Raw genomic sequence first — 24234 nt, 5'->3', positions numbered from 1 at the left:
CCAAGGGCCGCCTCGGAGCTGCCCGCACTCCACCGGACTCTGATCTGCGTAGCCCTGCCGGCGATGGCGATCTCCGCCGAGCACGGGCAACTGACCGGGCAAGGGCTCGAAGGCTTCTACCGACATGGGCGACGACTGCTGTCGCGCTGCCGGGTGCGCGTGGCGGGCCGGGAACCGATCGACGTGCAGGCCCGCATGGTCGCGGCCGACCGCGCCCGCTTCGTGGGCGCCATCCGGGTCGCGCCGGACGCCGGCCCCGACCCGGACGTTCTCGTCGAACGGATCCGGCACGCCGACGGCACGGAACGCATCACGCTGCACAGTTCGGCCCCAAGATCCTTGCGGCTCCCCCTGGAGGTCGCGCTCGGCACGGACCTGGCCGAACTGGGCGCTGTGGCCTCCGGAGACCCGGGCCGAGAGCTGCTCCCGACGGTGCATGACGCGGGGATGCGATGGTCGTCCCCCGCAGGCCAGACCCTGGTGACGGCCGACCCGCCGCCCACGGACGCGCTGGCTTCCGCGGGGTTGCTGCGCTGGGAGTTCGAGCTGCCCCCGGGTGGCACCCGCACCGTGGAGCTGCGGGTACGGGCGGGCGGCGGAGGCATGAGCCGGGCTTCGGGACGCAACACGGTCCAGCCCTTCGCAGCGGCCAGGGCCGAGGGAGACGACCCACGCGTGGGACCGCTGCTGCGCACCTGCACCGACGACCTACAGGCGCTTCTGCTGAGGGACCCCGCACACCCGTCGGACGTGTATCTGGCTGGAGGCGCGCCCTGGCGCTGCGGCATGGCACCGGCCGAGGCGCTGGCAGCCGCCAGAATGGTGCTGCCCCTCGGAACACGGCTCGCCGGAAGCACACTGCGCGCCCTCGCTCGTACACAACAACAAAGCGCGCCAGGACGGGAGTTCGGGCGTCTTCCGGGGCCGCTGCGGCACATGGGTGCGCGACTGCCTCCGAGCTGTACCGGCATCGAGGCCACCCTTCAGTTCCCCGTGCTCCTGGCCGAGGCGCGTCGCTGGGGGCTCGCCGAACGGGAGGTGGCCGAGCTGCTCCCGGCAGCGGAGCGCTGCTTGCGATGGCTGCGCGCCGCGACGGCTGAAAGCACGTACCTGCCCGATCCCGGACCGGGAGCACTCCTGCGCTGCGAGACGCAGGCCCACGCCCACCGCGCCGCCGTCCTCGGCGCCGACCTGCTCGACGCGTACGGCAGACCGGGCGCCGCGGAGCTCCGGCAGTGGTCGAGCGAGTTGCGATCGCGGTTTCGGCAGGACTTCTGGGTCGACGACAGGACCGGCGGCAGACCCGCCGCCGCGCGCACCCCGGACGGTCGCCCGATCACGCACTTGGGCAGCAACTCCGCCCACCTCTTGGATACCGGGCTGCTGGGAGCGGGTGCGTTTGCGCCCGGCCTGCTCGACAAGGTGCAGACCGAACAGCTCGCGCGTCTGCTCGGCTGTCCCGACCTGGATTCCGGCTGGGGGCTGCGGACGCTCGGGGTGAAGGAAGCCTCGTACAACCCGTTCGGCCATCGGGCGGGAGCCGTGCGGGTGCAGGAGACCGCGATCGCCGTGGCGGGTCTGGCCGTGGCCGGGTACGAGAAGGAGGCGTCCTCCCAGCTCGGCGGCGTCCTGGCCGCCGCCGAGGCGTTCACGTACCGGCTGCCGGAGATGTACGCGGGGGAGCGGCGCGCGCCGGGCGGCGCCCCACTGCCGCACCCTGCCGCCTGCAGACCGGCCGCCGTCGCCGCGGCGGCCGGGGTGCACCTTCTGGCCGCGCTCGCGGGCATCCGCCCGGACACCCCCGCCGGAACGGTGACACTGGCCCCGATGAGCAGCGCGCCGATCGGCGAGATCGGCCTGACGGGACTCCGCGTGGCGGGCCATGCCTTCTCCGTACGGGTCAGCCGGCTCGGCCTGGCGATGGTCGAGGAGGCGGCGGACGTTCTGCAGTTGGGCGGATGAGGGCTTGGCGGCGCGGATGAACGGGCGGAACGCCCCGCGCTCCGGGGCGCTGCTCCGCCACAGGCCGCGAAGTGGCCGGCGGGGCGGTTCCGAAACGGCCGCGAAGCGTCCGTAAGGCGCTCTCGAAGCGTCAAAGCAATGAGTGAAGGGAGTGTTTATCGTCAGGCAGACGACTATGATCGTCGCATGTCGCCCTACGACCCGTCGGCCTTCCCGCCCTTCGCTGTCACCGTCGACCTGGTCGTGCTCACGGTGCGCCGGCACGCGCTGTGCGCGCTGGTGGTCCGCCGCGGAGAGCCGCCTTTCCAGGGACGCTGGGCGCTGCCCGGAGGGTTCGTCCGGGACGACGAGGACCTGACCGCGGCGGCCGCGCGTGAGCTGGCCGAGGAGACGGGCCTGTGCGCCCACGACGCGGACGCTCCCGCCCAGGACAACGGGGCGCATCTGGAACAGCTGGGGACCTACGGCCACCCGAAGCGTGACCCCCGTATGCGGGTGGTGAGCGTCGCCCATCTTGCCCTCGCACCCGACCTGCCGGCGCCGCGTGCGGGCGGCGACGCACACAGCGCCCGGTGGGCTCCGGTCGAGGAACTGCTCGACCAGGACAGGTATGGGCGGGACGGCAAGGAGGGCGGACTGACCGTACCGCTCGCCTTCGACCACACGCAGATCTTGTCGGACGGCGTCGAACGGGCCCGATCGAAGATCGAGTACTCGTCGCTCGCCACGGCGTTCTGCCCGCCCGAGTTCACGGTCGGCGAGTTGCGCCGCGTCTACGAAGCCGTCTGGGGCGTCTCCCTGGACCCGCGCAACTTCCACCGCAAGGTGACCGGGACGCCCGGGTTCCTCGTGCCGACCGGGGGCACCACCACGCGCCAGGGCGGTCGGCCCGCGCAGCTTTTCCGTGCGGGTGGCGCCACCTTGCTCAACCCGCCCATGCTGCGCCCGGAAGTCTGACCGGAGCGTCTCGAAGCGGCTCGACTCGCGGGCTTCGCAGGCAGGTTGCGCGGCAGCACGTATCGCACGGCGCGTTCGGCGCGGGACCTGCGCAGACCGGTCACCGGCTTCGTCCGTGCTCGGGGCCGTGCGGTGACCGGTACTCCGTGACGCGCGCGCGACTTTGCGGGCGCCCACGCCCGTTCCCTGCCCGAAAAGCCGGAATTGGCGCGTTATCTTGCTGAAGTACCCACGAGGCTCGCCCTCCACCCGAGCGGAGGGCGGGCTCCGGCCGCCGGGCGGTCGCCCATCCTGTGAGAGAAGCGATGATCCAGGCCATCGGACTGACCAGCAACGCCCGTAAAGGGCGCCCGCCCGCGGTCGACGACGTGTCCTTCGACGCGCAGACGGGCCGCGTCACCGCGCTGCTCGGTGACCGGGGCGCCGGAAAGACGACCGCCGTGCGGCTGATGCTCGAGCTGCAACAAGGCCGTGGCACCACCTACTTCAGGGGCCGCCCTCTGCACCGCCTGCCGCACCCCGTCCGGGAGGTGGGGGTCCTCCTCGGCGATGTGCCCGGCCATCCTGCTCGCACGGTCCGAGGTCACCTGCGCATGTTCTGCGCCGCGGCCGGGGTGCCGGTCCGGCGCGCGGACGAAGTCCTCGAAGTCGTCGGCCTGGTGAGCCTGCGCGACGAGCGCCTTGGCACCCTGTCCCGCGGCATGGACCGGCGGCTCGGCCTCGCCTGTGCCCTGCTCGCGGACCCGCACACACTGGTACTCGACGGCCCCGCCGATGGACTCTCGCTCCGCGAAAATGCTTGGCTGCACGGCATTCTGCGCGCCCACGCGGGACTCGGCGGCACCATCCTCATCACCACGGACGACCCCAAAGAGGCCGCGCGGACCGCCGACCGCGTCGTCACGCTCGTCGATGGCCGTGTGGTCGCGGATCAGGACGCCTCGGATTTCGCCCGCACGCGATTGCGGCCCCGGGTCGCCGTCCGCAGCCCGTACGCCGCGCGCCTCGGCGTCCTGCTGACCAAAGAGGCGCGCACCGCCAGACGCACCGTCGAGGTGGTCGCCGAGGACGGCAGCCACCTTTCCGTGTACGGCAGCACCTGCGCGGAAGTCGGAGAAACGGCGTTCCGGCACGGGATCCTGGTCCACCAGATCGCCGATGAGACGGGGGACACGGGACTGAGGGTGTCGCAGCCGCCTCAGCTACCGCAATCGCTTCAGCTGCCGCAGCCGCCGCAGCTGCCGCAGCCGCTACAGACGCCGGTCGACCCTCGGCCCCCGTCTGTCGATCCGTCGGCACAGTCCACAATGCCGGGGCTGCCCGTCACACGCACTCCAGAGGTCGGGGTCGCCCAGAGGTCGGCGTCCGCCCCACCAGCCACTCCGGGGCAACTCCCGGCGTCTACCTCTACGCCGAGGCTGGAGCCCCCGCAGGCGATCTCGCCCGCGCCGCCCACCGCTCCGGGGCGGCCCCATTCACCTGCGCGGCACCCGGGGCCAGCGCAGGCTCCCGCGCCCGCGCCGCCCACCATGACAAGCGGGTCGGCGACACCAAATCGGCCCACGGCATCTACGCCTACGCCAGGGCCCAAGCTCCCGCAGGCGACCCCGCCCGAGCAGCCCCCCGCACTCCCTGTGGCCAACCCGGGCCCGACCACCCCGACCAGCACATTCGTGCCCCTGATCGACACCACCCCACATCCCGGATCCGCCGACCGCACCCCCAGCACCCCGCGCTCCCCCCGACCCGCCACCCCCCTCTCCCCGCTCCCGCCCCCCATCACCGTCCGCCCGGCGCGCAGCCCTTTGCGCCCCGTCCGCTACGAGCTGCGCCGGGTCACCGGTGTCGCCACCGGATACATCACCGTCGGGCTCGTCCTGGTCGTCTCCGCGGTGCTGTCCGTGCTGCTCGCCCGCGTCGGTCACACGCCGCAACCCCGCCTGCTCGCCGCTTGGCCACGGGAGCTGCCCCTGCCGCCCGCTGCCCTCGGCGCGGGGCTGCTCGGCGCGTTCGCCTTCGGTGACGAGTTCCGTCACCCCGCGCTCGCTGCGGACCGTGGCACCGTTCCCCGGCGTCTGGGACTGCTCGCCGCCAAGCTGCTCGTCAGCGCGGCGACCGCTGTCCTCATGGCCGGCCTTGTGGTCAGCTGCGACGCCGCGTTGCTCCACCTCGTATACGGATCGGAACTCACGGAAGTTCCCGCCGACTTGGCCGCATTGACGGCAAGTTGGCTCGCGCTCCTCATCGCGTGCGGCTGGGCGGGGGTTCTCGCATCCGGAGTCTTCCGTTCCACCGCAGCCGGGCTGGCAGCCGTGGTGGCCGTCCCCATCGTCGTCGTGCCGTTCGTACAAAAGGCCCTTGCAGGTCCTTCTGTGCGAACCGCGACGGGGCTCCCCGCCAGGCTGCGCGACCTCGCCCTGGTGCATTGGCCGTTCGGCGTGGAGCGCATCGCCGCCGGGGCCGTGCGCCTGGTCGCCCAACCCGTGGGCGGCGCCATGGTGTTGTCGCTCGGCGCTCTGCTCTGCGCCTACCTGCTCATGGTTCTGCGCCCAAGGGTGCGATGACGCCGAGCAGTTCCCGGCGACCGCCACCTCGCGGCAGGAACCGGATCGGACGTCGGGCCGACGACCACACCGCGCGGCGAACGCGCAACAGGCCGGACGTCCCTCCGAACGCCTCCAGCGCTCCGCTGTACACAACTCCCCATGTTTCGCCCACTTCTTTCCGATAAGGCGTCAATTGCAGCGAGGGGGGAGATCACCCTTTCGTGTGCTTTTCACCAAAGACCTCAAGGGAGTTGGAGCCAGAGCCGACAACTCATTCCGTGAGTACCCTTGCGCACACCATGATGACCGCCGCCCGCTCCGCCGACTCAGGCCTCGCCGGACCGGGCGAACTCGACCGCTACCCCTACACGGGATCGGGTGCCGACCGCGTCGGCGCCCCCGTCTGGGACGGCCCGGACCAGGATCTCGGCCGTGTGGGCCGACGCGCCGCGGGCAGCCGGGGCCGCGGTCTGCATGGCCAACTAGTTCAGCAACTCGGGCAGATGATCGTTTCCGGCGATCTCGGCGCGGACCGGCCGCTCGTGCCCGAGGAGATCGGCCAGCGCTTCGAGGTGTCCCGCACCGTCGTCCGCGAGTCCTTGCGCGTCCTCGAGGCCAAGGGCCTCGTCAGCGCCCGGCCGAACGTCGGCACGCGTGTGCGTCCCGTCAGTGACTGGAACCTGCTCGACCCCGACATCATCGAGTGGCGCGCCTTCGGGCCGCAGCGCGACGACCAGCGCCGCGAGCTGAGCGAGATGCGCTGGACGATCGAGCCGCTCGCCGCGCGTCTCGCCGCCGGGCACGGCCGCGAGGACGTCCAGCAGCGCCTCGTCGACATGGTCGAGATCATGGGGCACGCGCTGAGCCAGGGGGACTCGATCACGTTCTCCCGCGCCGACGCCGAGTTCCACTCGCTGCTGATCCAGCTCGCCGGGAACCGCATGCTGGAGCACCTCGCCGGCATCGTCTCCGCCGCCCTCCAGGTCTCCGGCGGACCCGTCACCGGCTGTGACCGGCCGAACGAGGCGGCCGTCGCGCACCACGCGCGCATCGCCGACGCGCTCGCCACGGGGGACGGCTCCGGTGCCGAGGCGGCCATGCGCCAGCTGCTCCTCGTCCACCCCGACGTCGAGCGCGTGGTGCCCGCACCGCGTGAGCACTGACCGTCCCGGTCCCGCCGCGGAGCGAGGAGTACGAACCTGGTGTCGCCGGACGGCGCCCGCTGTGCGCCACGCGCGCGTGGACGGGCGCCGTCCGGCTGATGTGCGCCACGCGCGCGGAGAACGGACGCCGTCCGGCTGATCGGCCGTGTGGGTGCGTCGCTCATACCCTGACCTGATCTGTCTGAATCCGTAGGATTTTGACCAAGTACGGGGTGTGACTCGGGCCACGCAGATTGGGCGTAACGCTCCACGGAGCAACGCGATGACCTAAGAGGTGACAGCCGAGGAGGGAATACAGCCGCCGTGCGAGGCGCTGTCCATCTCCCCGGCCCCCGCCCGCGCCGTCGGCCCATCCCCAAGTCGTCGGTCGTCGGCTCCGGTCCACACAGGACGGGGCCGGAAGCCGTTTTCCAACGTTCCGAGAGGTTGTTCGTGTCGGCCAGCACATCCCGTACGCTCCCGCCGGAGATCGCCGAGTCCGTCTCTGTCATGGCGCTCATTGAGCGGGGAAAGGCTGATGGCCAGATCGCAGGCGATGACGTGCGCCGTGCGTTCGAAGCCGACCAGATTCCGGCCACTCAGTGGAAGAACGTTCTGCGCAGCCTCAACCAGATCCTCGAGGAAGAGGGTGTGACGCTGATGGTCAGTGCTGCTGAGCCCAAGCGTCCCCGAAAGAGCGTCGCAGCCAAGAGTCCGGTCAAGCGCACCGCCACCAAGACCGTCGCGGCCAAGACGGTCGCGCCCAAGAAGGTCGCTGCCACGACCGCTCCCGAGCCGACGGCCCCCGAGGCCGGCGCCGAGGAAGCCGAGTCGGTCAAGAAGACCACCGCCAAGAAGACGGTCGCCAAGAAGGCCACCGCGAAGAAGACCGTCGCCAAGAAGGCCACCGCCAAGAAGACGGCCGGCAAGAAGGACGACGAGCTTCTCGAGGACGAGGCCACCGAGGAGACCCCGGGTACGGCCAAGGCCGGCGAGGGCGAGCCCGCCGAGGAGGGCCAGGGCTTCGTCCTGTCCGACGACGACGAGGACGACGCGCCCGCCCAGCAGGTCGCGGCCGCCGGCGCCACCGCCGACCCGGTCAAGGACTACCTCAAGCAGATCGGTAAGGTCCCGCTGCTCAACGCCGAGCAGGAGGTCGAGCTCGCCAAGCGCATCGAGGCCGGTCTGTTCGCCGAGGACAAGCTGGCCAACGCCGACAAGCTCGCCCCCAAGCTCAAGCGCGAGCTGGAGATCATCGCCGAGGACGGCCGCCGCGCCAAGAACCACCTCCTGGAGGCCAACCTCCGCCTGGTGGTCTCCCTGGCCAAGCGCTACACGGGCCGCGGCATGCTCTTCCTGGACCTCATCCAGGAGGGCAACCTCGGTCTGATCCGCGCGGTCGAGAAGTTCGACTACACCAAGGGCTACAAGTTCTCCACGTACGCCACGTGGTGGATCCGCCAGGCCATCACGCGCGCGATGGCCGACCAGGCCCGCACCATCCGTATTCCGGTGCACATGGTCGAGGTCATCAACAAGCTCGCGCGCGTGCAGCGCCAGATGCTCCAGGACCTGGGCCGTGAGCCCACCCCGGAGGAGCTGGCCAAGGAGCTCGACATGACCCCCGAGAAGGTCATCGAGGTCCAGAAGTACGGCCGTGAGCCCATCTCCCTGCACACCCCGCTCGGCGAGGACGGCGACAGCGAATTCGGTGACCTCATCGAGGACTCCGAGGCCGTGGTCCCGGCCGACGCGGTCAGCTTCACGCTCCTCCAGGAGCAGCTGCACTCCGTGCTCGACACGCTCTCCGAGCGTGAGGCGGGCGTCGTCTCCATGCGGTTCGGTCTCACCGACGGTCAGCCGAAGACCCTCGACGAGATCGGCAAGGTCTACGGCGTCACGCGTGAGCGCATCCGCCAGATCGAGTCCAAGACGATGTCGAAGCTGCGCCACCCGTCGCGCTCGCAGGTCCTGCGGGACTACCTCGACTAGTCGAGGACCGGCCGGAAAGCGGCTGTAGGGCTCTCCAGAGGCCTGGCACGCCCCCACTCGAGGGACGTGCCGGGCCTCTGGCGTACGCGGCTCAGGAGCGATCCTCGCGGTGCGGCGAGCACACGGGTCAATCACTCTAGGTGTTTCATAACAACCTAGAGTGAGGAGATTGTATGCGTCGTCCATTCATCAGAGCGCTGACCGTGCCACTGGCCGCGCTGGTCGCAGGGGCCGTGCTGCCCATGGCGTCGCCGGCCACCGCGGTCGCCGACGAGGTGATCATCGGTGGGAGCCCCGTCAAGACGTCCGACCATCCGTGGGTGGTCGCGCTCTCCAGTCGTGACCGGTTCGGAGGAGCGCGCTCGGGGCAGTTCTGCGGAGGTGTGGTCGTCGGCCGCTCGACGGTCGTCACCGCGGCGCACTGCATGAGTGAGGAAGTGCTCGGAGTGCCGCGCATCCGGGTCAGCGACCTCAAGGTGATCGCGGGCCGGACGGACCTGAGCACCTCGGAGGGTGTCGAGATCCCGCTGCGCAGCGAGTACGTCAACCCGGAGTACGACGCGCGCACCAACTCCGGCGATGTGGCGGTCCTCACCCTGTCGAAGCAGTTGCCCGCGGGGGATGTGCTCCCAATGGCCGCTGAGGGCGACCCGGCCTACACGCCGGGGACGGACGCGAGCGTCTACGGGTGGGGCGACACGACCGGGGCCGGTGCCTACTCGGACACGCTGCGTGCCGCCCAGGTGAAGGTGCTAGGGGACGACGTCTGCGAGAAGGCGTATCCCGGCAGCGCGGACGGGAAGTACCTGGCGAAGACGATGCTCTGTGCCGGGGAGTTGGAGGGTGGCAAGGACGCCTGTCAGGGCGACAGTGGCGGCCCGCTGGTCGCCAAGGGCAAGCTCGTCGGCCTGGTGTCCTGGGGGAGCGGCTGTGGGCGCCCCAAGAGCCCTGGGGTCTACACCCGCGTATCGGACGTGGTGAAGGTGATGCAGCAGCACGGCTGACGCGGATACGAGGACGGGCGGCCTCCCCGGGTGGGGGAGACCGCCCGATCACCGGCCTGATGCCGGAGCTGGCTCGTCGTAAGTGCGAGGCGTCAGCGTTCCTCGGTCTCGGCGCTTGCCGGAACGGCGGTGAGCCGCTCCGTCTCGTCCTGTATCTCAGCGGCGATCTTCTTGAGTTCCGGCTCGAACTTGCGACCGTGGTGGGCGCAGAAGAGCAGTTCACCACCGCTGGACAGCACGACGCGCAGGTATGCCTGGGCGCCGCAACGGTCGCAGCGGTCAGCGGCCGTCAGCGGGCTCGCGGGGGTCAGAACAGTAGTCACGTCGCCTCTTCTCTAGCTCGACGAGCTGTCGTACCAGGGTCAACATCCAACCAGGCCGAAAACGTTCCCGCTCGCGGCTTTTCCTCGAAAATTTTCTTCGAGACCGGCTGTTCGTTGCCGGGTGGCGGCGAATGTGCCGTATTGCGTCTCTTGCGTGTACGGGTTCGCGCGTTCTGTCAGGTCGGTCCTCACCGGCTGGCTTGCCGGTTGTTCAAGAGGACGTGCCCGGAGCCTAAATGGTTCATGCCTCGAAGGGAACGTGATGTGAGCGTCACTCCGTCGATGGATCGAACAGGCATACGAGAGTGGATTAGTCTGGGCGGAGGTGAGGGTGGCGTTACAACGGCTCTACCAGGCCTCGGTACCCTCTGACGGGCGACCAGCGCCGGCCCTTTACCCACAAGGGCCCCATCTGAAATTCAGCGAGGAGCGAACCGCGTGACCGCCGACACGTCCGTGCCGTCCACAGCGTTGCTGACCGGAGGAGACCGGGACGGTTCCAACTACACCGCGCGGCACCTTCTCGTCCTCGAGGGGCTCGAAGCCGTACGCAAGCGTCCGGGCATGTACATCGGCTCGACCGACAGCCGCGGTCTGATGCACTGCCTCTGGGAGATCATCGACAACTCGGTCGACGAGGCCCTGGGCGGCTTCTGCGACCACATCGAGGTGATCCTGCACGACGACGGCTCCGTGGAGGTGCGGGACAACGGCCGCGGCATCCCCGTGGACGTCGAGCCCAAAACCGGCCTTTCCGGTGTCGAGGTCGTCATGACCAAGCTCCACGCGGGCGGCAAGTTCGGCGGTGGCTCGTACGCGGCCTCCGGCGGTCTGCACGGCGTCGGCGCCTCCGTCGTGAACGCGCTCTCGGCGCGGCTCGACGTGGAGGTGGACCGGGGCGGGCACACCCACGCCATCAGCTTCCGGCGCGGCGTCCCCGGCGCCTTCTCGAAGCCGGGATCCGACGCGCCGTTCGACCCGTCGGCCCGGCTGAGCAAGACCAAGAAGATCCCGAAGAGCCGCGTCGGCACCCGTGTCCGCTACTGGGCGGACCGGCAGATCTTCCTCAAGGACGCCAAGCTCTCCCTGGAGAACCTGCACCAGCGGGCCCGCCAGACCGCCTTCCTGGTCCCCGGCCTGACCATCGTCGTGCGCGATGAGTACGGGCTCGGCGAGGGCGGCAGCAAGGGCGAGGAGAGCTTCCGCTTCGACGGCGGCATCAGCGAGTTCTGCGAGTACCTGGCCCACGACAAGGCCGTCAACGACGTCCTGCGCGTCACCGGCCAGGGCACCTTCAAGGAGACCGTCCCCGTACTCGACGAGCACGGCCAGATGACGCCGACCGAGGTCACCCGCGAACTCGGCGTCGACATCGCGCTGCGCTGGGGCACCGGCTACGACACGACCATCAAGTCGTTCGTGAACATCATCGCCACGCCCAAGGGCGGCACCCACGTGAGCGGCTTCGAGCGCTCGCTCACCAAGACGATGAACGAGGTGCTGCGCAGCCAGAAGCTGCTCAGGGTCGCCGAGGACGACATCATCAAGGACGACGCCCTGGAAGGCCTCACCGCCGTCGTCACGGTGCGCCTGGCGGAGCCGCAGTTCGAGGGCCAGACCAAGGAGGTCCTCGGCACGTCCGCGGCCAACCGGATCGTGGCCAACGTCGTGGCCAAGGAGCTCAAGGCGTTCCTGACCTCCACCAAGCGCGATGCCAAGGCGCAGGCCCGCGCCATCATGGAGAAGGCCGTCGCCGCCGCCCGCACGCGCATCGCGGCACGTCAGCACAAGGACGCGCAGCGCCGCAAGACGGCCCTGGAGTCCTCGTCCCTGCCCGCCAAGCTCGCCGACTGCCGCAGCGACGACGTGGAGCGCAGCGAGCTCTTCATCGTCGAGGGAGACTCCGCCCTCGGCACCGCCAAGCTCGCCCGGAACTCCGAGTTCCAGGCCCTCCTGCCGATCCGCGGCAAGATCCTCAACGTTCAGAAGTCGTCCGTCTCGGACATGCTGAAGAACGCCGAGTGCGGCGCGATCATCCAGGTGATAGGGGCGGGATCCGGCCGCACCTTCGACCTCGACACGGCGCGGTACGGGAAGATCATCCTGCTCGTCGACGCCGATGTGGACGGCGCCCACATCCGCTGCCTGCTGCTCACACTGTTCCAGCGCTACATGCGGCCCATGGTCGAGGCCGGCCGCGTCTTCGCCGCCGTACCGCCGCTGCACCGCATCGAACTGGTCCAGCCGAAGAAGGGCCAGGACAAGTACGTGTACACGTACTCGGACCGCGAGCTGCGGGAGACACTGCTCGAGTACCAGCGCAAGGGTGTCCGCTACAAGGACTCGATCCAGCGCTACAAGGGTCTGGGCGAGATGGACGCCGACCAGCTGGCCGAGACCACGATGGACCCGCGCCACCGCACGCTGCGCCGGATCAACATCGGTGAGCTGGACGCCGCCGAGCAGGTCTTCGATCTGCTGATGGGCAACGACGTGGCGCCGCGCAAGGAGTTCATCAGCAGCTCCGCGGCCACGCTCGACCGCTCGCGCATCGACGCGTAACCGGCCGCCGCTCGTGCGGCTCCACCCTCGGGTGGAGCCGCACGATCCACCCGGGATCCACCCTGGCTCCGATCCCCTGACCTGCCCCTCTCCGTAGTGTCGAAGGCGTTGCACCACGCCGCTCCCGACCGCTCACGGAGGCCGCCATGTCCGGGATCCCCGAAGTCCTGACGATCGTCGTCGTCGCCGTGCTGGTCCTCGTGCGCCAGTTCAGGACCGCGCGCCTGGCCACGGACCGCAAGTGGTGGCTGCTCCCCGCGATCCTCGGGTTCAGCGCGCTGCACGACGGCTCCCTCACGGACGCGCACCACGTGACGGGATCGGTCGTCCTGCTCGTCGTCGAGCTGCTCGTCAGTCTCGGCATCGGCGTCGGGTGGGCGTTCACGACGCGGATCTGGTCCGACGAGCAGGGTGACGTCTGGACCAAGGGGACGGCGGCGACAGCCGGCACCTGGCTCGGCGGCATAGCCGCACGGGCGGCCGTCGTCGGTGTCGGCCTGGCTCTCGGCATCCACCTCGGCAGCTCCGCGCTCATGCTCGGTTTCGCGCTCTCGCTCCTGGTCCGCTCCGGTGTCCTGATGTGGCGGGCCGGCCTCCTGCGACCCGCGTACGTTGGTCCTCTCGCGCAGCCGGCCTGGGAGGACCACAGGTGAGCCGGGACCACTGGACGACATGGCCGTCGCGGGAGGCGCTCTCCCGCGCGGGACTGACCCGTGCCCGGCGGGCGCTGGCGGGCACGGTCCGCGCGGCGGTGATCGCGACCCTGCTGTGGACCGCCGTCACCCAGCGGGGCGTCCAGGACTGGGCCCTCGTGGCGGCGCCCGTGGCGTTCCTCGCCTGCGCGGTCGCGGCCTGGGCCTTCTACCGCACCACACTCGACCACCGGTTGTGGCCCTCGCTCGGACTGCTCGCCGCGCTCCTGCTGATCGCCACGGGTGCGCAACAAGTCGGGTTCCTCGGCCCGGCCATCGTGCTGTGGTGCGGCTGCGCCGTCTCCGCCCTGGAGCGCATGCCGCTCGCCGCCGGTGTGCCCGCCACAGCGGTCTCGCTCACCGGCTTCGCACTGGTCAACGACGACGCCTGGCTGACGACCGCCGCCATCGCGGCCGGGCTTTGTCTCTCCGGGTACGTATTGCGCCTGGACGCCGAGGCCAGAGGCACCACACAGCGGCTGCTGGTCCAGGAGCGGGCGGCGCGGACCGCCGAGGCCGAGTCGGCGGCGCTCGCCGAGCGGTCCCGGATCGCCCGGGAGATCCATGACGTCCTCGCCCACAGCCTCTCCGCCCAGCTCGTGCACCTGGAAGCGGCCCGACTGCTGATCGAACGCGGAGCCGACCGGGACCAGATCCTGGAGCGCGTGGTGGCGGCCCGCTCCATGGCCCGTGACGGGCTGACCGAGACCCGGCAGGCGCTCTCCGCCCTGCGGGGCGAGATGACGCCGCTCGAGGACTTCCTGCGGGAACTGGTCGCGTCCTGCGACGGCGCCTCCCTGGCCGTCGAGGGCGAGCGCGCGCCCCTGTCCGCCGAGGCCTCCCAGGCGGTGCGCAGAGTGGCACAGGAGGCGCTGACGAACGTACGCAAGCACGCGCCCGGCGCGAAGACCGCCATGCGGCTCGCGTACGACCCTGACGCGGTGACCTTGCAGATACGGGACTCGGGGGCGAGTTGTCCACAGGCTGAACTCGCCGTCAGCGGTTCCGGCTACGGTCTGTTGGGGATGAGGGAGCGCGCCGAGTTGCTGGGCGGTTCGCTGGACGCAGGGCCGTACGAGGAGGGGTTTGTGGTCACGTTGAGGGTTCCCCGGTGAGTGGGGCGGACGCGGAGAGCGCGGCAGGCCGGCCGCCGGCCCGCGTCGTGGTGGTCGACGACCAGACGGTGGTGCGCGAAGGCATCGTGATGCTGCTCGGGCTGCTGCCCGGGATCGAGGTCGTCGGCGCGGGCGGAGACGGTGAGCAGGCGCTCGCACTCGTGGCCGAACTGGCCCCGGACGTCGTACTGATGGACCTGCGTATGCCGCGCTGCGACGGCGCGGAGGCGACGCGCCGCATCCGCGCGGAGTACCCCGGGACGCAGGTCGTCGTCCTGACCACGTACGCCGACGACGAGTCGCTCTTTCCGGCACTCAGAGCGGGAGCGCGCGGCTATCTGACCAAGGACGCCGGGGGCGACGAGATCGTGCGGGCCGTGCAGGACGTGCTCAGCGGGGACGCGGGGCTCTCGCCGCAGATCCAGCGGCGGCTCCTGGAGAGGCTGTCGCAGCCCGAGCCGTGGGCACCCACGGCCGGGAAGCCGCCCGCGTCCAGGGAACTGCCGGACGGTCTGACGGTGCGGGAGGCGCAGGTGCTGGAGCTCATCGCCGACGGCCTGAACAACCAGCAGATCGCCAGAGCGCTGCAGGTCTCGACGGCGACGGTGAAGACGCACATCAACAACCTGTTCGCGAAGACAGGGCTGAAGGACCGGGCGCAGGCGGTCCGTTACGCGTACAGGAACGGACTCGCGAAGCCACCGGAGGCGTCCATCACCTAATGGGGTGAAGGACTTGAGAGGAGAGTCCGGGATCTTCCCGGTCTGTCCATCCTTGGCCACGCGGCCGTGTGGGCCGCGGACAAGGAGAGTTCGGTGGAGAAGCACGACGGGCGCGAGGCGGCGCGGCCCCGGACCGGTGATCGCGGTGGCACGGGCGATCCCTGGAACGACGCGCTTGCCGCGGGGTGGAGCGACTGGGACGGTACAGGGGCACCGGCGCCCTCGGTGCCCCACCAGGCCGCGCACCCGGAGCGGAGCGCGGCGGGGGTCTATCTGGAGGTGCAGCGCAGCGCCGCCTTCCAGGAGGTGCGCGGGCGCTACCGGAGGTTCGTCGTCCCCGCGACAGTGATCTTCTTCGCCTGGTACCTCGCCTACGTCGTGGCCGCCACGAGCGCGCCCGCGTTGATGGCCCGGCCGGTGGCGGGGGCCGTGAACGTGGCGATGGTGGCGGGGCTCGGCCAGTTCGCCAGTACGTTCCTGCTGACGTGGTTGTACGCGCGCCACGCGCGTGTGCGGCGGGATCGCCTCGCGCTCGAACTACGCTGGGATACGCAGGAGTTGACCCGGAGTGTCCGCGATTCCGGGCGGACGGAAGGTTCCCCGCGCATAAACGGTTCCCCGGGCGCGCAGGACACCGCTGGGACGCAGGACGCCGCTGGGACGCATGGCTCCGCTGGGACGCATGACCCCGCAGGAACGGACGGTTCGGTGCGGGGCGAGGGTGGGCGACGGTGAACGGGACGCATCAGACGTTGGCCCTGGTCCTGTTCAGCGCGTTCGTGGCGGTCACGCTTGCCATCACGACCTGGGTGGGGCGCAAACGGCACGGTTCGGCCGAAGAGTTCTACGCCGGCGGCCGCCTCTTCTCGCCGATGGAGAACGGATTCGCCATCGCGGGGGACTACATGTCCGCCGCGTCCTTCCTCGGCATCTCCGGTCTCATCGCGCTCTACGGCTACGACGGCCTGCTCTACTCCGTGGGCTTTCTCGTGGCCTGGCTCGTCGTGCTCTTCCTCGTCGCCGAACTGGTGCGCAACTGCGGGCGTTTCACGATGGCCGACGTCGTGGCGGCCCGGATGCGAGAGCGCCCCGTACGCATCGCGGCGGGAACTTCTTCGGTCACTGTGTCCGTTCTCTATCTGGTGGCGCAGATGGTGGGGGCGGGCAGCCTGGTCGCGCTGCTGCTCGGTGGTGAGAGCGGAGCGGCGCAGGCGTGGACCGTCGTCGGCGTGGGCGCGCTCATGGTGATCTATGTGTCGTTGGGAGGGATGCGGGCCACCACGTGGATCCAGATCGTGAAGGCCGTTCTGCTCATGGGCGGGACGATCACTCTGACCGTGCTCGTCCTGGCGCGCTTCCACGGTGACGTCGACCAGCTGCTGCGCTCGGCCGCGGCGCGCAGCGGGCACGGCTCCGATTTCCTCGTGCCCGGTCTGAAGTACGGCGGCAGCTGGACCGCTCGCCTCGACTTCATCAGCCTGGGCCTCGCGCTCGTCCTGGGCACGGCGGGTCTTCCGCACATCCTGTCGCGCTTCTACACCGTGCCGACCGCGCGGGCAGCGCGTCGCTCGGTCGTCTGGTCCATCGGGCTCATCGGCAGCTTCTACCTGATGACGATCGTGCTCGGGTTCGGCGCGGCGGCGCTCGTGGGCTCCGCCGCCGTACGCGACTCGAACGCGGCGGGGAACACGGCCATTCCGCTGCTCGCTCTGGACCTCGGCGGGGGCGCGGACTCCACGGGTGGCACCGTCCTGTTCGCGATCGTCGCGGCGGTCGCCTTCGCCACCATCCTCGCCGTCGTCGCCGGGATCACGCTCGCCTCCTCGGCGTCCGTGGCGCACGACCTCTACGCCTCGCTGCGGCGTGGGCGTGGGCGTGGGCGCGGGCCTGAGGGTGGGCGGGGCGGGAAGCAGCGCAGCGAGGTCGCGGTGGCGCGGGTCGCCGCGGCCGGTGTCGGCGTGGTCGCGATCGCGCTCGGACTGCTCGCCCGGGATCTGAACGTGGCGTTCCTCGTCGGCCTGGCCTTCGCCGTGGCCGCGTCCGCCAACCTGCCCGTGCTGCTGTACTCGCTGTTCTGGCGCGACTTCACGACACGCGGGGCCGTGTGGTCGGTATACGGAGGGCTCGTGCCGGCGCTCGCTCTCGTCGCACTGTCACCGGTGGTCTCGGGCAGCCCGACGTCCCTCTTCCCGGGGGTCGACTTCCAGTTCTTCCCGTTGGAGAACCCGGGGCTCGTCTCCATCCCGCTCGGCTTCCTGGCGGGCTGGCTGGGCACCATGACCTCCGCCGAGCCACCGGACGAGGCCAAGCACGCGGAGACCGAGGTGCGGTCGCTGACCGGCGCCGGGGCGGTCTGAATCGGCGACGCGCGCGGTGATGTTTACGGCGATGCCCACGGCAATGCGCACGCGGCTGGACCAGGGGCCGGTTCAGCGACCGGCGGCCCACTCGTAGCGGTGCTCGGGCCGCCCCGTGTCGCCGTACTTGAGGCTCAGCCGCACCCGCCCCGTGCGTTCCAGCAGTTTCAGGTAGCGCTGGGCAGTCTGGCGGCTGAGCCGGGTCAGATCGGCCAGCTCCTGCGCGGAGAGCGGCCCCTCGGCGTTCATCATGGCCTTGCGCACGAGTTCGGCCGTGGTGGGGGAGTGCCCCTTCGGGAGTACGGGCGCGGGGGTGGCCGACAGCGCGCCGAACAGCTGGTCGACCTCCGCCTGCTCGGCCTCGCCCCCGCCGTCGAGGGTGCGGCGCAGCGCCGCGTACGCCTCCAGCTTCCCGCGCAGACCCGCGAACGAGAACGGTTTGACGAGGTACTGCAGCGCACCGTGCCGCATCGCCGCCTGGACCGTCGCCACGTCGCGCGCCGCCGTCACCATGATCACGTCGACCTGGTGGCCGCGCTCCCGCACGGCGCGGGCGACGTCGAGCCCCGTCTCGTCCGGCAGATAGTGGTCCAGGAGGACGAGGTCGACGGCGCGGTCCTCGATGCGTTCCAGGGCCTCGGCCGCGCTGTGCGCCTTGGCGGCCACGCGGAAACCGGGCACCTTGGCCACGTAGGCGGCGTTCACGTCGGCGACGCGGGTGTCGTCGTCCACGACCAGAACCTCGATCATCGGACCTCCTCGGCCGCGTTCGGCCCGCTCTCATCGGCGGCCTCGCCGCGAACTCCAGGCCCGCTGATCGCGTCGGCCCGGCCATCGGCCCCACCCGTGACTCCGGTACGGGCGCCGGTCCCACCCGTCGAACCGACGACTCCGGCGCGGGCTCCGGGCCCACCGCCGGCGTCGGCGCGGACACCAGACTCACCGACGACCCCGGTGTGAACACCGGCCCCACCGACGGCCCCGGCGCGAACCGCGTCGACGTCGGTCTCAGGCTCTTCCACAGCCTCGGCGAGAGCCTCCGGCAGGACGACGACGAACTCGGCGCCCCCCGCGGGCGACGCCGTCACCTCGGCCGTACCGCCCTGCCGCTCGGCCAGACGTCGTACGAGGGCGAGCCCGATGCCGCGCTTGCCGTAGGCGGGCGGCTCCTTCGTGGACCAGCCCTCCATGAACACCGCCTCCCGCTGATCGGCGGGGACCCCCGGCCCCGTATCGCGCACCCGCAGCACCGCTGCGCGCCCTTCCGCCCGCAGAACCACCTCCACGCGCGCGTGGCGCCCAGAACCGGCCGCCGCGTCGACGGCGTTGTCGACCAGGTTGCCGACGACGGTGACAAGGCCGCGCGGGTCGACGAGCCGGTCCGGCAGCGCGGTGTCCCGCGAGAGGCCCAGCGCGACCCCGCGCTCCGCGGCGACGGTCGCCTTGCCCACAAGAAGCGCGGCGAGCAACGGGTCCTGGATCTTCTCGGTGATCTGCTCCGCGGTGACCCGGTGCGCGCCCGCCACCTCGCCGACGAACTCCGCCGCCTCCTCGTACATCTCCAGTTCGAGAAGGCCGAGGAGGGTGTGCATCCGGTTGGCATGTTCGTGGTCCTGGGCGCGCAGGGCGTCGATGAGCCCGCGCGTGGAGTCGAGTTCGCGGCCCAGCTGTTCCAGTTCGGTGCGGTCGCGCAGGGTCGCTACGGCGCCGCCGTCGTCGGTGGGCATGCGGTTGGCGACCAGGACGCGTTGACCGCGCACGGTCAGCAGATCGGTGCCGGAGACGTGGCCCGCGAGCACATCCGTCGTACGCCCCGGTCCGAGCGCGTCCTCCAGGAGCTGCCCGGCCGCCTCGGCGCCGACGCCGAGGAGACGCTGTGCCTCGTCGTTCAGGAGCCGGATCCGTCCGGCGCGGTCCAGGGCGACAACGCCCTCGCGGATGCCGTGCAGCATCGCCTCGCGCTCGGCCAGCAGCGCGGAGATGTCGGAGAACGCCAGGTCACGGGTCTGCCGCTGGACACGTCGCGAGATCAGGTAAGCGGCGAGCGCACCCACGGCCAAGGCGCCGCCCGCGTACGCGAACAGGCCCGGGATCGCGTGGATGAGGCGGGCGCGGACGCTGTCGTACTCGATGCCGACCGACACCGCGCCCACGATGGCCCCGTCAGCGCCCCTCAAGGGCACTTTGCCGCGCGCGGAGCGCCCGAGGGTACCGTCGTCGATCTCCATCACCGCGCGGCCCGCGAGAGCGTCGCTGGGGTCCGTCGAGACGACCCGGCCGATCTGGGCGCGGTCGGTGTGCGACCAGCGGACCCCCGCCTTGTTCATGATCACGACGTATTCCGCGCCGCTGGCCCGCCGGATCCGCTCCGCCTCGGCCTGCACGGGACCATCCGCCGTCGGCCGCGAGGACCGCAGGTCGGCGGCGATCTGCGGCTGCGCCGCCGTGGTCTGCGCGATGGCGAGGGCGCGCCGCATCGCCTGGTCGTCGAGCTGATCGCTGAGCGGGGCGAGGAACAACCCCGTAGCCAGCACTGCCACCCCGGCGGCGATCGCCACCTGCATCAACAGGACCTGCGCGAACACCCGCCTCGGCAGACCGAGACGCAGACGGCGGGCGGGGGAGGACGGGCTCATGGTGACGAACGGTACGGGCCCTTCCACCCCCGTTCGAAGCCCTTGTGGCACGGATCTCGTACGACGACGTGCATCTCGTACGACGACGTGCATCTCGTACGACGACGTGCATCTCGTACCGCAACGCGGATCTCGTACGACGACGCCGATGTCGTCAACGTGCGGGTCTTGTACGACGGCGCCGATGCTCAGGGGAGCCGGTCCGCGCGGGCCGCCGCCGTCCTACGGACCTACGGAGTCACTCCTCGTCCTGGCCGGGCGGCGACGGCAAGGGCTGGGGCGGGCGCGGGCCGACATAGTGGCCGGTGGGTCGCATCCGCAGCGGGCGTTCCTTGTACTCCTCCAGGGCGTGCGCGATCCAACCCGCGGTGCGCGCCACGGCGAAGATTGTCTCGCCTGCCTCGGGCGGCATCCCGAACGTGGCGGTGAAGGCGGCGAGGGCGAGGTCCACATTGGCGTGCAGATCGGTGTGGCGGGCGGTCGTCGCCACGATGTCGCGGGCCGCTGCGAGCGCGGAGTGCGCGGCGGGCAGGTCCTCCATGGCGGCGAACAGGGCACGCGCGCGTGGGTCCTCGCCCTTGTAGAGGCGATGGCCGAGGCCGGGTACACGGCGACCCGCCCGCAGCTCGTCGGCGACCACCGGACCGGCGCTGCCGCGGTCCAGCACGTCGAGGAGCATCCGGTGCGCCAGGCCGCTGGCCGCGCCGTGCAGGGGGCTCTCCATGACGCCCAGGCCCGCGGAGACGGCCGCGTAGGTGTGCGCCCTGGCCGAGGCGGCGACGCGAACCGCCAGGGTGGAGGCGGCCAGATCGTGGTCGACCAGCAGGGCGAGCGCCATGTCCAGGACGCGCAGGGACGCCTCGTCGGGCTCCTGGCAGGACAGGCGGCCCCACAGGCGGCGGGCGATCGGCTCGCCGTCCGTGTACGTCGCGCGTTGCAGGGGCTGTGCCGCCGCGAGCGTCGGGATGAGGGAGCGCGCGGCGCCGAGCACGGACTGTTCGGACAGGTCGTAGCGCATGGGGTCGGCGGTGGCGGCGGCGACCGCGGCCACCCGCAGCCGGTCCACCGGGCTGCTGTGCTCGGGCAGACCGTTCACCGCGCGCCGGGCCGACGCCAGGGACTCCTTAGGGGCGACGAAACGGGCGCCGGGACGCAGGGTGCCCGTCCACAGCCACTCCGCGACCTCCTCGTACGAGTGACGGGCCGCCAGCTCCGCCGCGTCGACCCCCCGGAAGAAGTACCGGTCCGCGTCGATGAGCGTGATCCGGGTGCGTACGGACAGTTCGTCGGGGCTCGAACTCGGCGCGCTCTCCCGCCTGTTGCGGTGGGCGAGGGCCTCGACCTCGGCGGCGTCGAAGGTGCTGCCGCGTCTGCCCTGGCCGCGTCGGCTGGTCAGCTGTCCGCGGCTCACGTAGGCGTACACCGTCTCCGGCTTCACGCCGAGCAGTTCGGCGGTCTCCTGAGTGCTGAGTCGGCGGGTGGTCGCCTGGGCCGGGGCGGGTTCTTGATCCCTCATGCGCGTCACCGTATCCGCATCGTCTTGTATTGATTCAATCAATATTGACAGAGATCTAGTCAAGCATGGACAGTCGAATCAAGTTCAGGGAGGAAACATGCCGAAAAACGGGGCCTCGCCCACCGCCGTGACCACCGCCGCCACCGCAGCTACCGCTGCCTCCACCACGGCCACCCCCGCCATCGACGTCCCGCGCGGCCTCGCCGGCGTCGTCGTCACCGACACCGCTCTCGGCGACGTCAGGGGGCGGGAGGGCTTTTACCACTACCGCCAGTACTCGGCCGTCGAACTCGCGCAGACCCGCGGCTTCGAGGACGTCTGGTACCTGATGGTCCACGGCGCACTGCCGGACGCGGCACAGTCCGCCGCCTTCGCGCGCGAGACCGCGCAGCTGCGGGCCCTGCCCGAAGAGGTGCGGGCCGCGCTCCCCGCCATCGCCCGCGCCGGAGCCGTGTCCGGGCCGCTGGCCGGACTGCGGACGGCCCTCTCGCTGTTCGGCGCCTCGCAGGGTTTCCGCCCCGTCTACGATATCGACGCGGACCGGCGCAGGGCGAACACGCTTGCCGCAGCCGCGGTCGTCCCGACGATCCTCACCGCTCTGCACCGGCTCGGCGAAGGACTTGATCCGGTGGAGCCGAGGGTTGATCTGCCGTACGCGGCCAACTACTTGTACATGTTGACGGGGTCGGAGCCGGAACCCGCCCACGCGCGGGCTGTAGAGCAGTACCTCATCTCCACCATTGACCACGGTTTCAATGCGTCCACCTTCACGGCGCGCGTGATCACGTCCACCGGTGCCGACATCGTCGCCTGCCTTGTCGGTGCGGTCGGCGCCCTGTCGGGCCCCCTGCACGGCGGAGCACCCAGCCGCGCGCTCGACACCCTGGACGCCATCGGTACCCCGGACCGCATCGATCCCTGGATCCGTGAACGGGTCCTGGCCGGCGAACGGATCATGGGGTTCGGGCACCCCGTCTACCGCACGGAGGACCCGCGCTCACGGATGCTGCGCGGCATCGCCGAGGGGTTCGGCGGTTCGCTGGTGGAGTTCGCCGTCGAGGTCGAGCGCCGGGTCGAGGCGATCCTGGCGGAGTTGAAGCCCGGCCGTGAGCTGCACACGAACGTGGAGTTCTACGCGGGCGTGGTCATGGAGCTGTGCGGGCTGCCGCGCACGATGTTCACGCCGACGTTCGCCGCGGCCCGCGTGGTCGGGTGGAGCGCCAACATCCTGGAGCAGGCCGAGGACTCGAAGATCATCCGCCCGGCGGCGCGGTACGTGGGGGCGGAGCCGCCGGTGGCCGTGCCCGCTCTGCACTGAGCGGCCGGGACGGCCGACGACGTAAACACTGTCGGCGGCCGTCATGGGGCTCCCAGCGGGTCTAGACGGTCCCCCAGCGAGCCCGGGCGATCCTCAAGCGGGCCCGGGCGATCCTCAAGCGGGCTCGGGCGGTCCCCAGGCGCGACCCGGACGCCCCTCATAAGCGAGCCGGGGTGGCCCCCAAGGGCCCTAACGCCCCGCCCCAAGGCCCCCAAGGACCCTAAAGCCCCCGCCTCAAGGCCCCCTAGGACCCGAAGGACCCCTACGACCCCAACGACCCGAACGACCCAAAGAACCCCGAGGGACCCCCACCAACCGCAGCCGCCCAGAAAGCGCCCATCAGGCGTCGGGAATGTCGCTCTTGGCGCGCAGCAGAGTCTCCCGGTTCACGATCACAATGCGTTCGTACTCGGCGACCCCCGCGTCCGCCGGGAGTTCCTTCTTCAGCTCGGCGGTCGCCTCCGTGCCGATCACGGCGAAGTTCCCGTCGCTGAGTTCGAAGACATCGGGGCAGGTGGCGCCGGAGGCGCTTCCGCGAGCGCTCGGGGGCACCCCGATGCGACGTACGATTTTCAAGGGGACCGGTTCCTTCTGAGGAGAGCGATGCGTCGGGCGCCACAGTAGGGGCCGAACGACGCTGGATGGTACCGATCCCCGTGCGTACAGCGGGAGTTGACCCATATTTTCACTGAGACGGGTGAGCGTCGGGGGAAGCGCTTGATTCAGCGGGGCGGGGGTTCACCCACGACCCACCACTCGTCGGTGTCCGCTTCGTCCCGCTCCTGAAGGAGCGTTTCAGCGATGTGCCCGACCTCCGCCTCCGTGGAGTTCGGGTCGAGTGAGGCTCGGTGGTGGCGGGTGGCCTCCCAGTACTCCCTGATGTAGGCGCTCTGGAAGAGTTCGCGCAGATGCCCCCGGAGCTGGCGCCGGTCCAGGAGGCCGGCCTCGTAGAGGTGGAAGGCGTTCACGTACCAGAGATTGGCGTAAAGATACTGACGCCGTCGCTCCGGTGAGAGGTCCTGTCCGTAGCCGTCGATCACGACGGCCAGGGAGGGGTCGTCGATGGCCTTGCTCAGCAGCTCCCAGTGCATGTGCTGCTGATGGGCGCGGGCCAGTCGGCGTCGCTCCGCCGCCGTCCCCGCGCGGCCGGGGCCGTGCTGCTGCCACAGATGTGCCGTGGCGGTGCCCGCGAGCGCACCCGTGATCATTGCAACGACCACGGGACGCCACGTCCTCAAGTTCTGTGTGGCCATGTCAACCCCCGATTCAGGCGTCCGCCCGCCGGTCGTCGCCGGACGCGGGTCGACGGGCTTGCGGACCGGCGAGCGATGCGATGGGCGGCGCGCTTGCCGTCTCCCCAGGGTGCCGAGCGGCTCCGATCGGCTGGGAG

Annotated in this window: 18 protein-coding genes and 1 pseudogene; 13 read left to right on the top strand and 6 right to left on the bottom strand. The window is 70.8% G+C overall.

What is annotated here, in order from left to right:
- Positions 1-63 precede the first annotated feature (63 nt).
- The 6 genes from C1N81_RS15895 (at position 64) to C1N81_RS15870 (ending at position 9603) form a co-directional block, all read left to right on the top strand.
- Positions 64-1962, top strand: coding sequence for a glycogen debranching N-terminal domain-containing protein (locus C1N81_RS15895; protein ID WP_394429611.1), 1899 nt, complete (start codon positions 64-66; stop codon positions 1960-1962).
- 186 nt (positions 1963-2148) lie between these two features.
- Positions 2149-2919 carry an NUDIX hydrolase gene (locus C1N81_RS15890; protein ID WP_394429609.1) on the top strand — a complete coding sequence of 257 codons (771 nt, stop codon included), beginning with the start codon at positions 2149-2151 and terminating at the stop codon, positions 2917-2919.
- Between the two features lie 305 nt (positions 2920-3224).
- Positions 3225-5483, top strand: a complete 2259-nt coding sequence (locus C1N81_RS15885; protein ID WP_394429607.1) for an ABC transporter ATP-binding protein — start codon at positions 3225-3227, stop codon at positions 5481-5483.
- Between the two features lie 260 nt (positions 5484-5743).
- A complete protein-coding gene (locus tag C1N81_RS15880) occupies positions 5744-6628 on the top strand; it encodes a FadR/GntR family transcriptional regulator (protein ID WP_394429605.1) in 885 nt (294 codons plus the stop codon).
- A gap of 426 nt (positions 6629-7054) precedes the next feature.
- Positions 7055-8599, top strand: coding sequence for an RNA polymerase sigma factor (locus C1N81_RS15875; protein WP_394429603.1), 1545 nt, complete (start codon positions 7055-7057; stop codon positions 8597-8599).
- A 173-nt stretch (positions 8600-8772) separates the two neighbouring features.
- Entirely contained in the window at positions 8773-9603 is an 831-nt protein-coding gene (locus tag C1N81_RS15870; RefSeq protein WP_394429601.1) for a S1 family peptidase, read from the top strand.
- A gap of 92 nt (positions 9604-9695) precedes the next feature.
- Here C1N81_RS15870 and C1N81_RS15865 read toward each other — a convergent pair whose 3' ends face one another.
- Positions 9696-9926 carry a DUF7455 domain-containing protein gene (locus C1N81_RS15865; RefSeq protein WP_361077104.1) on the bottom strand — a complete coding sequence of 77 codons (231 nt, stop codon included), beginning with the start codon at positions 9924-9926 and terminating at the stop codon, positions 9696-9698.
- A gap of 438 nt (positions 9927-10364) precedes the next feature.
- Here C1N81_RS15865 and C1N81_RS15860 point away from each other — a divergent pair, with 438 nt between their 5' ends.
- The 6 genes and pseudogenes from C1N81_RS15860 to C1N81_RS15835 all read left to right on the top strand — a co-directional run bounded on the left by C1N81_RS15860 (position 10365) and on the right by C1N81_RS15835 (position 17374).
- A complete protein-coding gene (locus C1N81_RS15860; RefSeq protein WP_394429599.1) occupies positions 10365-12488 on the top strand; it encodes a DNA gyrase/topoisomerase IV subunit B in 2124 nt (707 codons plus the stop codon).
- Between the two features lie 146 nt (positions 12489-12634).
- Positions 12635-13141 (top strand): DUF1453 domain-containing protein, encoded by a 507-nt coding sequence (locus C1N81_RS15855; RefSeq protein ID WP_394429597.1) that lies wholly within the window; start codon positions 12635-12637, stop codon positions 13139-13141.
- On the top strand, positions 13138-14295 hold the full coding sequence (locus C1N81_RS15850) for a sensor histidine kinase (protein WP_394429595.1): 1158 nt from the start codon (positions 13138-13140) through the stop codon (positions 14293-14295). Before C1N81_RS15855 ends, C1N81_RS15850 begins: the two co-directional genes overlap by 4 nt.
- Entirely contained in the window at positions 14292-15017 is a 726-nt protein-coding gene (locus C1N81_RS15845) for a response regulator (protein ID WP_394429593.1), read from the top strand. The genes C1N81_RS15850 and C1N81_RS15845 overlap by 4 nt, the downstream gene beginning before the upstream one ends.
- A 48-nt stretch (positions 15018-15065) precedes the next feature.
- Positions 15066-15593, top strand: a pseudogene (locus C1N81_RS15840) (DUF485 domain-containing protein); the annotation flags it as partial.
- A 155-nt stretch (positions 15594-15748) separates the two neighbouring features.
- Positions 15749-17374, top strand: a complete 1626-nt coding sequence (locus C1N81_RS15835; RefSeq protein WP_394429591.1) for a solute symporter family protein — start codon at positions 15749-15751, stop codon at positions 17372-17374.
- Positions 17375-17446: 72 nt separating this feature from the next.
- Here the strand turns inward: C1N81_RS15835 and C1N81_RS15830 are convergent, their stop codons facing one another.
- The 3 genes from C1N81_RS15830 to C1N81_RS15820 all read right to left on the bottom strand — a co-directional run bounded on the left by C1N81_RS15830 (position 17447) and on the right by C1N81_RS15820 (position 21526).
- Positions 17447-18124 carry a response regulator gene (locus C1N81_RS15830; protein WP_394429589.1) on the bottom strand — a complete coding sequence of 226 codons (678 nt, stop codon included), beginning with the start codon at positions 18122-18124 and terminating at the stop codon, positions 17447-17449.
- Entirely contained in the window at positions 18121-20010 is a 1890-nt protein-coding gene (locus tag C1N81_RS15825; RefSeq protein ID WP_394429587.1) for a sensor histidine kinase, read from the bottom strand. The genes C1N81_RS15830 and C1N81_RS15825 overlap by 4 nt, the downstream gene beginning before the upstream one ends.
- Before the next feature lie 238 nt (positions 20011-20248).
- On the bottom strand, positions 20249-21526 hold the full coding sequence (locus tag C1N81_RS15820; protein WP_394429585.1) for a citrate synthase: 1278 nt from the start codon (positions 21524-21526) through the stop codon (positions 20249-20251).
- Positions 21527-21623: 97 nt separating this feature from the next.
- Here C1N81_RS15820 and C1N81_RS15815 point away from each other — a divergent pair, with 97 nt between their 5' ends.
- The gene (locus tag C1N81_RS15815) at positions 21624-22844 is read left to right on the top strand and encodes a citrate synthase (RefSeq protein WP_394429583.1); all 1221 of its coding nucleotides are present in this window, start codon (positions 21624-21626) and stop codon (positions 22842-22844) included.
- Between the two features lie 339 nt (positions 22845-23183).
- On the opposite strand, the gene C1N81_RS15810 is transcribed toward C1N81_RS15815, so the two are convergent.
- Both C1N81_RS15810 and C1N81_RS15805 read right to left on the bottom strand, forming a co-directional pair.
- Entirely contained in the window at positions 23184-23420 is a 237-nt protein-coding gene (locus C1N81_RS15810) for a hypothetical protein (RefSeq protein ID WP_394429582.1), read from the bottom strand.
- A gap of 146 nt (positions 23421-23566) precedes the next feature.
- Positions 23567-24064, bottom strand: coding sequence for a DUF6082 family protein (locus C1N81_RS15805; protein ID WP_394429580.1), 498 nt, complete (start codon positions 24062-24064; stop codon positions 23567-23569).
- Between the last annotated feature and the right edge of the window lie 170 nt (positions 24065-24234).

Source organism: Streptomyces sp. SGAir0957 (assembly GCF_043523415.1).
Note: the sequence above shows the minus strand (reverse complement) of the source record. Positions and strands in the feature narration are given on the sequence as shown.